Here is an 11,332-nt window from a genome sequence, read left to right as displayed (position 1 = left end):
GGCACAGCCCCAGCAAATCCGGGTCTTTCCAACCTTCCTGGATAACTTGCTGAAATTTTTGAAATTTTTGCTTGCATCTAAAAACGAGTGCCCCTAATATACGCCGCGTTGTCAGGCACTAAGCGAATCACCAGCAACACCGGTGACCGCAAAACACTTACAAATCAGTAAGTTGAATGAAAAAAAGTGGTTGACAAGCAAAACGAAGAATGTAGAATAGCCGGCCTCAGCAGCTGCAACGCGAAAGCGGATAGCCAAAGAGACCGAAGCTAACACAAGCTTCGAAGCTGTAAAGTTGTGCCGAAGTTCAGTTCCGCGATAGCTCAGTCGGTAGAGCAAATGACTGTTAATCATTGGGTCCCTGGTTCGAGTCCAGGTCGCGGAGCCAATCTCGGGGTGTAGCGCAGTCCGGTAGCGCGCCTGCTTTGGGAGCAGGATGTCAGGAGTTCGAATCCCCTCACCCCGACCATTTTCCGGGTCGTTAGCTCAGTTGGTAGAGCAGTTGGCTTTTAACCAATTGGTCGTAGGTTCGAATCCTACACGACCCACCATGTAAAAAGGGCATCTCAAGCGAGATGCCCTTTTTCTTTAAGTATCACGGGGTGTAGCGCAGTCCGGTAGCGCGCCTGCTTTGGGAGCAGGATGTCAGGAGTTCGAATCCCCTCACCCCGACCATTTCCGGGTCGTTAGCTCAGTTGGTAGAGCAGTTGGCTTTTAACCAATTGGTCGTAGGTTCGAATCCTACACGACCCACCATGAAAAAAAGGGCATCTCGCATGAGATGCCCTTTTTTTTGCGTTGAATTTATCCCACAAGAATGCGCTCTTGGGCCCACACAGTCCTGTGTGGGAGCGGGTTCACCCGCGAATGCGGCAGCAGGTTCACCATCGCATTCGCGGGTAAACCCGCTCCCACAGGGCATGCTGGTGTCTGTCAGTGCAGTTTCAGGCGCGGCTCGGTACCCCGGCCAATCTTGCTACCCAGCATCATCAACGCCGTACGGAAGAACCCGTACAACGCCATCTGGTGCATCCGGTACAGCGACACATAGAACATCCGCGCCAGCCACCCTTCAAGCTTCACGCTGCCCATCAGGTTACCCATCAGGTTGCCCACCGCCGAGAAGCGTGACAGCGACACAAGCGAACCGTAGTCCTTGTACTCATAGGTCGGTAGCGGCTTGTTCTCCAGCCGCGCCTTCAAACTCTGCGCCAGCATCGAAGCCTGCTGGTGCGCCGCCTGGGCGCGTGGCGGTACGTTGCGGTCGCTACCTGGTTGCGGGCAGGCGGCGCAGTCACCGAAGGCAAAGATGTTGTCGTCACGGGTGGTCTGCAGGGTAGGGCGCACCACCAGCTGGTTGATGCGGTTGGTTTCCAGGCCATCGATGTCCTTGAGGAAACCCGGCGCACGGATACCGGCCGCCCACACCTTCAGGCTGGCCTGGATCACTTCACCGTCCTTGGTTTTCAGGCCATCCTCGGTCACTTCACTGACGGCGGCGTTGGTCATCACCTTCACCCCGAGCTTTTCCAGGGTCTTGTGCACCGGCACGCTGATGCGCTCTGGCAGCGCCGGCAACACGCGCGGGCCCGCCTCGATAAGGGTGATGTGCATGTCTTTGGGCTGGATGCGGTCCAGGCCATAGGCCGCCAGTTCGTGCGCCGCGTGGTGCAGCTCGGCTGCCAGCTCCACACCGGTGGCACCGGCGCCGACGATGGCCACGCTGATTTTCTCGCTGGCCACATCACCGGCATGGGCACGCAGGTAGTGGTTGAGCAACTGCTGGTGGAAACGCTCGGCCTGCTTGCGGGTGTCGAGGAACAGGCAGTGCTGCGCAGCGCCCAGGGTGCCGAAGTCGTTGGTGTTGGAACCCACGGCAATGACCAGGGTGTCATAGCCCAGGGTGCGCGCAGGCAGCAGCTCGCGGCCCTCCTCATCAAGGGTGGCGGCCAGTTGAATCTGTTTGCCTTCACGGTCCAGGCCACTCATGCGCCCCAGCTGGAAGTTGAAGTGGTTCCACTTGGCCTGGGCCACGTAGTTCAGTTCGTCTTCCGAGGAGTTCAGCGAGCCGGCGGCCACTTCGTGCAGCAGCGGTTTCCAGATGTGCGTGAGGTTGGCGTCGACCAGGGTGATTTCGGCCTGCTTGCGCTTGCCCAGGCTTTTACCCAGGCGGGTCGCCAGTTCCAGGCCGCCGGCGCCGCCGCCGACAATCACGATGCGATGAGTCATGGGGATATCTCATAAGGTTTACGGAATTCGTGGCCCCGGGGGCCGGCCGCAAACTGCACGAGGGGAGGGCGAGCGCAAAGCAGCTCATAGCACCAGTCCACTGAGCAGGCGGCTGATGAGACCCAACCCGATGGTCACGGCCACCACCAGCACAAGGAGCAGCCACGGCCGGAAGGGCCTGCGCTCGACTTGGTGCTGGGGGGCTCGCAGATACTCATCGACACGACGCTGATCTTCCGGATTCAGGCGGCTGGTCATGGTGGGGCCTCGTCAGGTAGACGTTTGTGACTGCGTAAACGCTACAGCGTTCACGCAAGCGCTTGAAACAAATGATAATGCTTTCTATATCTGGCGCCGAGTGTACGCCATCGCAAACATTCGCGGCACTGGATCAAAGACTGATGCCCACGTCGAAAACAATGCTGCGGCCCAGGTTGCCGCGCAGGAAGTCCGGCGCGTCGGGGTGGGCGAACAGCACCCGGGCAAATGTCGGCCCGACCAGTGACAGTGAGCGCCAGCCCTGACGCAGGTATTCGGTAGGCGGCGGGAAGTGGGTGTTGAGGTCCAGCACTTCGCGCTTGAGGCTGGCGAAGGCAATGATGTCCAGCTCGTTCAGCTCCAGCCCGCGTTCCCGGTAGTTGTGCGCTTTCTTGCGCAAGGTCGGTGCCAGCCGCCCCAGCAGCTCGGTGGCACTGATGCGCCGCGGGCGCGCTTCGCGGCGCACCAGTTGCGCCAGGGAGAATGCGCTGCGCCGGCGCTGCAGTTCTTCGCGCCATTCATCGTTCAGCCGGCGGCCCTCGTCGAGCACGAAAAACACCTCGAACGCCGCGTCGCGGAACAGTACGTCTGGCGGCTCCTGCCCGGCCGGGGTGAAGTCCTCGCTGCGGTAGGGGATGTTCAGCCCCTGCAACAGGCGTTGGCACACCCAACGCTCCCGCTCCCACTTGCGGGCGTTGGAGAGAAAGGCATTGGCTTGTTCCGCCTGGATGGTAAGCAGGCGCAGGTAGTCTGAGTCATCCATGCAGACAAGCTTAGCCGCTAATCGATGACGATAAGATGCTGTTTGTGCGCAGAAATCAGCCCGGTACCGGCGCACTGTTGCGCTAGCCCCGCCAGATGAAACGCAGAATGGGTGTAGACTCGGCGTTATCCACATGGCTGCAAGGGGCATTCGTCAGGTGATCAGCGCGCAGGTGTTGTCCGGCACCACCCTTACGCTTGGCTGGCTGGGATATGTGCCGTTGCTGATCTGGGCGGTCAGCCAGGTGCGCTGGGTTGAGCTGTTCACTGACCGACGCCGCCAGCATCTGCTGTTTGGTACGGTGTTCTGCCTGTTTGCCTTATGGTTGGTGCGGCGCGATTTCGATACCGGTGTGTCGTACCACTTCATAGGCATGACGGCGGTCACGCTGTTGCTGGACTGGCCGCTGGCGGTGCTGGGTGGGTTCATGGCCCAGCTCGGATTGCTGGCGCTGGGGCGTCAGGACCTGGCGGCGCTAGGGGTGAATGGCTTGTTGCTGGTTGGCCTGCCGGTACTGATAGCCGAGGCGTGCGCGATAGGCGTCGAGCGTGCCCAGCCGCGGAACCTGTTTGTGTATATCTTCTGTTCAGGGTTCTTCCCGGCGGCACTGACCGTGCTGGCCTGCCTGTCGACCGCGCTGGGGCTGTTGTGGCTTGACGAGCGCTTCGCCATGCCGGAGTGGCTCAGCGATTTTGTCGGCTACCTGTGGCTGATGATGTTCCCCGAAGCGTTCATCAACGGCACGGTGATCAGTGCGCTGGTGGTGTTTTGCCCGGAGTGGCTGGAAACCTTCAACCGCACGCGGTATCTGCAGGCGCCGTGGAAGGAGGATGATCGTTGATTCTGTGGTTGCTGTACTGGCCCTTTCGCGGGTGAACCCGCTCCCACAGGTATTGCACCAGCCTTGAGAACCGTGAGGTCCCTGTGGGAGCGGGTTTACCCGCGAAAGGGCCCGGAAGGACACCTTGCTATCGGCTCAATGCCGCGGCTCCAGGTCCCCCGAATACAGTTCATCCTCGGAGTCTTCTGCCCCCGGAATCTTGTGCTCCTCCGCCGCCCAGGCCCCCAGGTCGATCAGCTTGCAACGGTCCGAACAGAACGGCCGGAACGGGCTTTTCTCGTTCCATTCCACAGGTGCGCCACAGGTCGGGCAATCGACGGTCAATGGCTGGCTCATGGCTGGCCTCCTCGTAAAGTCAGGTAAAAGTGGTGCAGGCGGTCAATCTGCTCATGCAGCGCGGCCAGGTCGCCGTCATTGACCACCACATCATCGGCATGGCGCAGGCGCTCCTCACGGGCCAGCTGGGCCTTGAGAATGGCCTGCACCTGCTCGGCGCTGGTGTTGTCACGCGCCAGGGTACGTGCCACCTGCAGTTCCTGCGGTGCATCGATCACCAGCACCCGCTGGGTCTTCTGGTACTGGCCCGACTCGATCAGCAGCGGTGACACATACACCGCATACGGCGATTCCGCCTTGGCCAGGTAGCTGAAAATCTCCTGCCCGATCAGCGGGTGCAGCAATTGCTCCAGCCATTTGCGCTGCGCCGGGTCGGCGAAGATCAGCTGGCGCAGGGCCGCACGATCGAGTTGACCGTCCGCCTGCAGCACACCGGCGCCAAAGCGCTCGACGATGCTGGCCAGGGCAGGGCGGCCAGGCTCGACAACCCAGCGCGCCGCCTGGTCGGCATCGACCAGGTGCACGCCAAGCTCGACGAAACGCTCGGCAGCGGCGCTCTTGCCGCTGCCAATGCCGCCGGTCAGGCCGAGAATCCAGGGGGTAAAGGCCGCAGTGGTCATCAGAATCCAAGCAGTTGTGTGTATGAAGCGTATATTTCATCACCCCAGAGCACGGCAATCCACCCCGCAATCGCCAGATAAGGGCCGAACGGGATTGCCGTGCCCATGGCATGCCGGCGCAGACGCAGCAGGCACAGCCCCGCCAGCGCCCCCACCACCGACGACAGCAGCAGGGTCAACGGCAACACCTGCCAGCCCCCCCAGGCCCCGATCAGCGCCATCAGTTTGAAGTCGCCATAGCCCATGCCCTCCTTGCCAGTGACCAGCTTGAACAGCCAGTACACCGTCCACAGGCTGAGGTAACCGGCAACCGCGCCCCACAGCGCACTGGTCAGCGGGACGTAGAGGCCAAAGGCGTTGACGATCAGCCCCAGCCACAGCATCGGCAGCACCAGGGCATCCGGCAGCAACTGGTGCTCGGCATCGATCAGGCTCAGGGCCAGCAGGCACCAGGTCAGCGGCAGCGCCAGCAAGGCCTCGGGCGAAGCACCAAAGCGCCAGGCTACCACCAGCGACAGCAGCGCGCTGGCCACCTCCACCAACGGGTAGCGCGGGCTGATGCGGGTTTTGCAGGCTGAACAACGCCCGCGCAAGGCCAGGTAGCTGATGACCGGAATGTTCTCCCACGCGCGAATCCGATGCGCGCAATGCGGGCAGCGCGAGGCGGGTAACCACAGGTCGAAACGCTCGTGTGGCGTGATCGGCAATTCCAGCATTTCCTGCGCCTCACGCTGCCATTGCCGCTCCAGCATGATAGGCAGGCGGTACACCAGCACATTGAGAAAACTGCCCACCAGCAGGCCGAGCACCGTGGCCAGGGTGAGAAAGTACGCCGGCTGCTCAGCCAGCAAAGTCCATAAAGTCATGTTCAGATCAAGCTACCCAACTGGAAGATCGGCAGGTACATCGCCACCACCAGGCCGCCCACCAGCAGGCCCAGGACCAGCACGATGGCCGGCTCCAGCAGACTGGTCAACTGGTCCAGCGCCTGGCTGACCTGTTCCTCGTAATGGCTGGCGGCTTTTTCCAGCATCTGGTCCAGCGTGCCACTGGACTCCCCGATGGCCGTCAGTTGCACCAGCAGCGGCGGAAACAGCGGCTCAGCGGCCATCGCCTGGTGCAGCCCCTGCCCATTGGCCATGCCCTGGCGCAGCCGCAACACCGCCTGTTCATGCAGATCGCCGCCACTGACCCTGGCCACCGTGCCCAGCGCATCCAGCAACGGCACCCCGGCGGAGTAGGACGTTGCCAGGCTACGCGCAAACCGCGCCAGCGCCGCCTGCCCCAGCAGCGAGCCGAACACCGGCAAGCCCAGCACCCGGTGAGATATCCACAGGCGCGCTGGCGCGTGCTGCCGGTAGACCTTGCGCATGGCAAAGCCCAGGACCAAGCCCATCACCAGCAACAACGGCGCAAACCGGCTCAGCCCCGTGGACAAGTCGATCACCCATTGGGTAAATGCCGGCAACGCCACGCCTATGCCAGAGAACATGCTCTCGAATTTCGGTATCACCTCCAGCAACAGGATCGCCGACACCCCCAGCCCCGTCAGCAACAGCAGCAACGGGTAGATCATCGCCTTGCGCACCTTCTTGTGCAGCACCCGACGCTGCTCCAGCATGCCTGCCAGCTGGTCCAGCTGCCGGTCGAGCGTGCCGGACTGCTCCCCCACCCGCACCAGGTTGCAGTACAACGCATCGAACCACCCCGGGTGGCGCTGCAACGCATCCGCCAGCCCCAGGCCCGAGGCCACATCCTGTTTCAACCTATCCAGCAATGCCGCCTGCGCCGCATCACAGCCACTGCGCCCCATCACCTCGAACGCCTGCAGCAGCGGCACCCCGGCCTTGAGCAAGGTAGCCAGCTGCCGGCTGAACCCCGCCGGGTCGGCCTTTGCCCGCCGTTTCGGCAAACTGAATGTCAGCCCGCCGGCAGGCCGCAAACTGGCGACCTTGATGCCCTGGCGGATAAGCCCGGCACGCACATAGGCCGGGCTGCGCCCGGACGTTTGCCCGCTGACCGGCGCGCCGTTGGCGTCGGTGCCGTGCCAGGTGTAGAGGAGTGTGGATTGGGTCATGCAAAGGTCCTTTTTCTGCCCGTGCGACAAGCCTGGAAACAGCTTGCCGTGCCCATGCAAGGGCGTGCGTCCGAGATGCTCACTAGAGTAGTTCAGCGAAGACGACGCCCGAGCGGGCAGGGGTGACAAAAGGTGTCTGTTCAGGCCTACTGCGCCGCTGCCAGCCGGGGTCGAGCCTGACCTCAACGAGTACGCGTATCAAAAGGAAAACGTTCATGAAAGGGCAACGCGGTATCACCCTGATCGAACTGATGATCGTCGTCGCGATCATCGGCATTCTGGCGACCATCGCCTTACCGATGTACACCAACCACCAGTCACGCTCCAAGGCCGCGGCCGGATTGCTGGAGATCAGCGCGCTGAAGACGGCGATGGACCTGCGGTTGAATGATGGGAAGGATGTGGCGGATGTGGCCGCGTTGGGTGGCCAGCCGGCGACGGCGCACTGTGCGATCACGGCTAGCGGCAAGGCGGCGGATGGCAGCGGGAGCATCGTTTGCACGCTGGTGGATGCGCCGGCCACTGTGCTGGGCAAGGCACTGACCCTGACGCGTTCGGCTAGCGGGTGGGCGTGTACGACCGACATCGAGGAAGACCTGGCGCCGAAGGGGTGCAAGGCGCCTTGAGGGTAGGGCAATAAACTAGCGGAAACAGGGGTTTGCGTAACAGGTGCGAGCAGTGGTACGTTGCGCTACACGCCGGTGTAGCTCAGTCGGTAGAGCAGCGCACTCGTAACGCGAAGGTCGCAGGTTCGATTCCTGTCTCCGGCACCAGTCCAGGTTCCAGCGAAGGCTACCAAAATCTCTGGACCCCCCGTAAAACCCGCCTTCTGGCGGGTTTTTTCGTTATGGCGTTCCGTTGGATTCCGACAGCTGCCAGCCGATTTAGGGGTAACGTTTGGGATAAAGTCGATTCGATAAAGGGGTTTACCCTTATGGCTCGTACTACTGCTCCCCTGACTGACACCGCATGCCGCTCGGCCAAGCCTACTGACCGCCCCTACAAGCTTTTCGACGGTGACGGTCTTTACCTCCTCGTTTACCCCAATGGCCGCAAAGGCTGGCGCTTCCGGTATGTGAAACCGGATGGGCGAGAGGGGCTGACCTCGTTTGGCAACTATCCCGTCATCGGGCTTGCAGATGCTCGGCAGAAGCGTCTGGAGACCAAGCGGATGCTGGCTGAGGGCATTGATCCGATTGCGTCCAAGCAGCAGGCCAAGGCCGAGGCGGTTGTAAGAGGCCACACATTCGAGCGCGTTGCCTTGGACTGGCATAAGGAAATGTCCGTGAAGTGGGCGCCTGGCCATTCGCGGACTGTGCTCAGTCGTTTGAAGACTCACGTATTCCCGCTGCTAGGGGCACGCGCCATCGTTGATCTGGATACCTTCGATCTCATGCAGCCGCTTGAGGCTATCAAGAAGCGCGGCACGATTGATGTGGCTTTGAGGGTGCAAAACTACCTACAAAGCATCATGCGTGAGGCGAAGCGGCTGAGGTTGATCACAGTGAACCCTGCATATGACCTTGAGGGCTTCATCAGCGCGCCACGGGTTACGCATCGGCCTGCACTCCCGCTCTCACGTCTGCCAGAGTTGATGGATCGCATCGAGAACTACAAGGGACGCACGCTCACTCGGCTGACAGTCATGCTGTCGCTACACGTGTTCGTGCGCTCCAGCGAATTGCGCTTCGCACGTTGGAGTGAGTTCGACCTGAAGCGCGGTATATGGGAGATACCTGATACGCGGCCCGCGTTGGACGGCGTCCCGTATTCGACACGAGGGACGAAGATGGCAGGTGACATCCATCTTGTCCCTCTGTCACCGCAAGCGGTGGCGTTACTCGAACAGATTCATGCGATCACGGGGTATTTCGACCTGGTGTTCACCAGTAACGCACGCTCGTGGAAGCCTATGTCCGAGAACACGGTCAACAGCGCTTTGCGGAACATGGGCTATGACACCAAGACCGAAATCTGCGGGCATGGCTTCCGGTCCATGGCGTGCAGTGCCTTGGTCGAATCCGGGCTGTGGTCAGAGACGGCTATCGAGCGGCAGATGAGCCACAGGGAGCGCAACAATGTTCGCGCGGCGTATATCCACAAGGCCGAGTTCCTGGAGGAACGGCGAATGATCATGATTTGGTGGAGCCGTTACCTCGAAGCGAACCGGCAGGAGCATATCTCGCCGCATGAGTTCGCGAATCAGACCGGGGCAAACGTTTCTAGCCTAAGAGCAAGGCGTGGCGCAGGCGAGTGAGCGCACGGCTTTGAAAATTTTGGTGATCTGCTTTCCATGCGGCTCCATCCAAACAGGGCTGCAAAGCCGCCCTGTTTGGATGGACCTCACCTAAAAAAACAAAAGCACCCAATCGGCCACTGGAAACCACGGGATTCCGTACACGCCCAATGCCATTTTCAACTGCAAAATCCAGCGGGCGAGTCGCTTGACCCTCCCGGATTGCGGGCGTAGAAAAGACAGTGCAAAGGCTGTCGTTGACAGCACCCCAGGTGACCCGAGCCTTAAAGGTCACGCCGCTCTGGCGGTGGTTCTCCCCCAAGGGCGATTAGCATCCGGCAGCTCGCCCGGTCACTACCCATGTGATGGATGCTCTTATACCTATAGCGCTCGTGCGCCAGACACACCGTACCTCGCTGCCCTGCAGCAACCTATCCGCTTGGCCGAATATTGCGCCAACCTGTGCCCGTCTCTTTCTTCTGGAAAGAGACGGGCACTTCTACCACTGCTGCAGCCCTCATTGCACAAGGCTTTGCGGCATTCCCCCTCGTGACAATCGGCGTGACAAACGCCGATGTCACCAGCAACAGCGCTATAGATGATGGTGCCGCAGACCAAGGAATGGACTGCACCTGACTGACAGTCGGGCATGCCCCGGTCATCGCATTGCTGCTTGCACATGGCTCAGGATCTCGCGGCACTGATCTCGTCAATCAATGCAGCCTCCACCCGCCCACCGGCAACGGTGCTCAGGAGGCCAGATCATGAGATGCCCTTGCTCCCGGACGTAAGGAGCCGCCAGTCCCGCGTAGAGGACATTCCCCACAGGTCGCAGGGGCCTTGATCCCTGATAACACTCAACATTCTTGGCGGGATGACGTGGGGGACGATCCCACGGCTGCAGATGTGGATTGGTCATTGAGTCGCGTGACATGAGGATCGTGCGCAATTCTGCCGATGTAAATCGGCCCAGCGGGGCCGCTTCGCGGGCATCAACCGAGTGTGGCTATCACAAGCAAGGCGTTAGAGATCTGGCACACCGTGTTCGCTGTACGGGGGATTTCGGCTGGCAGAATGCGATTCACAGCTGCTGCTTAGGGGCTGCCAGAAAAGGGGGGGAGCCATCAGTGGACACCGTGATGGCAAAAGGATAGCCTGCGGCTAGGAGTGAGCAATCATGTTGCCTACTCTTAGTGTTGGTAAGTATAAAACTGTACATGGATTGAGTATGATTTATCTCGGGGCACGGATTTTTATATCGACGTACCGAGTTTGCCTCAGCACGAATTCGAACAATACTCTACTAAATTGTTTGATGAGTGGGAGGCGTATGTTGAAAATGCACTAAAAATTCCAGATTATTCACTTGCGCTTGAGGTTGAAGAAGGCTCAATAAAGGGCGGTGCTAAAATTGCCGCTACACTTGGCGCAATTTATATTGGCATAGGTCAGTACGGTTCGTTTATTTCAGGATTGCAAGCTATTCGAGGTCAGGTAAGCGCAGTAGGGAGTTTTTTGGCTGCTCAGGCATCTACACCTTTTTCTTATGGTGAAGTCAAGCCAAAAATCAAAAAATATAATGGTGCTTTGGGTGAGTTGCAGCGATTGTTTAATAAAGTTCAGCAGGGTGAAATTACTGCTGAGCAGGCAATGCTGAAGGCTGAACTTATTTTTGGTGATGAAGTAAGTTCTGAGCCAAGCTTCATGGTTGAACTAAAAGACTCATTTGAAAGTATGGCGCTGATAACTAGGCAGCTGGACCTACCTCTAAATAATCTTGAGAAAGACTCTGTCCTTCAACCTAACAATAAGATGCGTAAACCACGCGTGCCACGGCCTAAGCCAGAACTTCCCATTGGTCAACAGTTTCGTGTGGAAGTTTAGCGGGACTCGAAGAGGGAGAAGAGAAAGGTGAGGGTCATTCAGTTGTAGCCAAAAAAAAGGGTACTGGTTTACTTATCAGGAAATGAAT

General features: G+C 59.8%; 11 protein-coding genes and 6 tRNA genes. 10 read left to right on the top strand and 7 right to left on the bottom strand.

What is annotated here, in order from left to right:
• Positions 1–312: 312 nt before the first annotated feature.
• The 5 genes from IRZ77_RS09050 to IRZ77_RS09030 all read left to right on the top strand — a co-directional run bounded on the left by IRZ77_RS09050 (position 313) and on the right by IRZ77_RS09030 (position 756).
• Positions 313–388, top strand: a tRNA-Asn gene (locus tag IRZ77_RS09050).
• A gap of 4 nt (positions 389–392) precedes the next feature.
• Positions 393–469, top strand: a tRNA-Pro gene (locus tag IRZ77_RS09045).
• A 6-nt stretch (positions 470–475) separates the two neighbouring features.
• Positions 476–551, top strand: a tRNA-Lys gene (locus tag IRZ77_RS09040).
• A 47-nt stretch (positions 552–598) separates the two neighbouring features.
• Positions 599–675 (top strand) — tRNA-Pro (locus tag IRZ77_RS09035).
• A gap of 5 nt (positions 676–680) precedes the next feature.
• A tRNA-Lys gene (locus tag IRZ77_RS09030) sits at positions 681–756 on the top strand.
• 177 nt (positions 757–933) lie between these two features.
• On the opposite strand, the gene IRZ77_RS09025 is transcribed toward IRZ77_RS09030, so the two are convergent.
• The 3 genes from IRZ77_RS09025 to IRZ77_RS09015 all read right to left on the bottom strand — a co-directional run bounded on the left by IRZ77_RS09025 (position 934) and on the right by IRZ77_RS09015 (position 3,250).
• The gene (locus tag IRZ77_RS09025; protein WP_196173320.1) at positions 934–2,229 is read right to left on the bottom strand and encodes an NAD(P)/FAD-dependent oxidoreductase; all 1,296 of its coding nucleotides are present in this window, start codon (positions 2,227–2,229) and stop codon (positions 934–936) included.
• A gap of 84 nt (positions 2,230–2,313) precedes the next feature.
• Positions 2,314–2,487 (bottom strand): DUF3094 family protein, encoded by a 174-nt coding sequence (locus IRZ77_RS09020; RefSeq protein WP_013970765.1) that lies wholly within the window; start codon positions 2,485–2,487, stop codon positions 2,314–2,316.
• 133 nt (positions 2,488–2,620) lie between these two features.
• Positions 2,621–3,250, bottom strand: a complete 630-nt coding sequence (locus IRZ77_RS09015; protein WP_013970766.1) for a DUF1780 domain-containing protein — start codon at positions 3,248–3,250, stop codon at positions 2,621–2,623.
• Between the two features lie 133 nt (positions 3,251–3,383).
• On the opposite strand from IRZ77_RS09015, the gene IRZ77_RS09010 reads away from it, so the two are divergent.
• Positions 3,384–4,091, top strand: a complete 708-nt coding sequence (locus IRZ77_RS09010; protein ID WP_108480475.1) for an energy-coupling factor ABC transporter permease — start codon at positions 3,384–3,386, stop codon at positions 4,089–4,091.
• 135 nt (positions 4,092–4,226) lie between these two features.
• Here the strand turns inward: IRZ77_RS09010 and yacG are convergent, their stop codons facing one another.
• From yacG to IRZ77_RS08990, 4 genes are read right to left on the bottom strand one after another with little or no spacing between them, the layout of a single operon-like run.
• Positions 4,227–4,427: a DNA gyrase inhibitor YacG gene (gene yacG / locus IRZ77_RS09005; RefSeq protein ID WP_046616199.1), complete on the bottom strand. Its 201-nt coding sequence runs from the start codon at positions 4,425–4,427 to the stop codon at positions 4,227–4,229.
• The gene (gene coaE, locus IRZ77_RS09000; protein WP_112251900.1) at positions 4,424–5,047 is read right to left on the bottom strand and encodes a dephospho-CoA kinase; all 624 of its coding nucleotides are present in this window, start codon (positions 5,045–5,047) and stop codon (positions 4,424–4,426) included. The genes yacG and coaE overlap by 4 nt, the downstream gene beginning before the upstream one ends.
• Complete coding sequence (locus tag IRZ77_RS08995) at positions 5,047–5,913, bottom strand: prepilin peptidase (RefSeq protein ID WP_085601750.1); 867 nt, start codon at positions 5,911–5,913, stop codon at positions 5,047–5,049. Before IRZ77_RS08995 ends, coaE begins: the two co-directional genes overlap by 1 nt.
• Positions 5,914–5,915: 2 nt before the next feature.
• Positions 5,916–7,124, bottom strand: coding sequence for a type II secretion system F family protein (locus IRZ77_RS08990; protein WP_196173318.1), 1,209 nt, complete (start codon positions 7,122–7,124; stop codon positions 5,916–5,918).
• Positions 7,125–7,339: 215 nt separating this feature from the next.
• On the opposite strand from IRZ77_RS08990, the gene IRZ77_RS08985 reads away from it, so the two are divergent.
• From IRZ77_RS08985 to IRZ77_RS08970, 4 genes are all read left to right on the top strand, one after another.
• Positions 7,340–7,750: a pilin gene (locus IRZ77_RS08985; protein WP_023660630.1), complete on the top strand. Its 411-nt coding sequence runs from the start codon at positions 7,340–7,342 to the stop codon at positions 7,748–7,750.
• Between the two features lie 71 nt (positions 7,751–7,821).
• Positions 7,822–7,897: transfer RNA gene (locus IRZ77_RS08980), tRNA-Thr, on the top strand.
• A gap of 161 nt (positions 7,898–8,058) precedes the next feature.
• Positions 8,059–9,381, top strand: coding sequence for a tyrosine-type recombinase/integrase (locus IRZ77_RS08975; protein WP_196173316.1), 1,323 nt, complete (start codon positions 8,059–8,061; stop codon positions 9,379–9,381).
• Positions 9,382–10,632: 1,251 nt separating this feature from the next.
• On the top strand, positions 10,633–11,244 hold the full coding sequence (locus IRZ77_RS08970) for a hypothetical protein (RefSeq protein ID WP_230386369.1): 612 nt from the start codon (positions 10,633–10,635) through the stop codon (positions 11,242–11,244).
• Positions 11,245–11,332 lie beyond the last annotated feature (88 nt).

This window comes from Pseudomonas pudica (assembly GCF_015680405.1).
In the GTDB taxonomy this organism is placed as follows: domain Bacteria; phylum Pseudomonadota; class Gammaproteobacteria; order Pseudomonadales; family Pseudomonadaceae; genus Aquipseudomonas; species Aquipseudomonas pudica.
This window is presented reverse-complemented; position numbering and strand designations above follow the sequence as displayed.

Coding starts and splice junctions, on each gene's coding strand:
- IRZ77_RS08975 (WP_196173316.1), top strand. CDS start 8,059: ATGGCTCGTACTACTGCTCCCCTGACTGACACCGCATGCCGCTCGGCC.
- yacG (WP_046616199.1), bottom strand. CDS start 4,427: ATGAGCCAGCCATTGACCGTCGATTGCCCGACCTGTGGCGCACCTGTG.
- IRZ77_RS08990 (WP_196173318.1), bottom strand. CDS start 7,124: ATGACCCAATCCACACTCCTCTACACCTGGCACGGCACCGACGCCAAC.
- IRZ77_RS09010 (WP_108480475.1), top strand. CDS start 3,384: ATGGCTGCAAGGGGCATTCGTCAGGTGATCAGCGCGCAGGTGTTGTCC.
- IRZ77_RS08995 (WP_085601750.1), bottom strand. CDS start 5,913: ATGACTTTATGGACTTTGCTGGCTGAGCAGCCGGCGTACTTTCTCACC.
- IRZ77_RS09020 (WP_013970765.1), bottom strand. CDS start 2,487: ATGACCAGCCGCCTGAATCCGGAAGATCAGCGTCGTGTCGATGAGTAT.
- IRZ77_RS09025 (WP_196173320.1), bottom strand. CDS start 2,229: ATGACTCATCGCATCGTGATTGTCGGCGGCGGCGCCGGCGGCCTGGAA.
- IRZ77_RS09015 (WP_013970766.1), bottom strand. CDS start 3,250: ATGGATGACTCAGACTACCTGCGCCTGCTTACCATCCAGGCGGAACAA.
- IRZ77_RS08985 (WP_023660630.1), top strand. CDS start 7,340: ATGAAAGGGCAACGCGGTATCACCCTGATCGAACTGATGATCGTCGTC.
- coaE (WP_112251900.1), bottom strand. CDS start 5,047: ATGACCACTGCGGCCTTTACCCCCTGGATTCTCGGCCTGACCGGCGGC.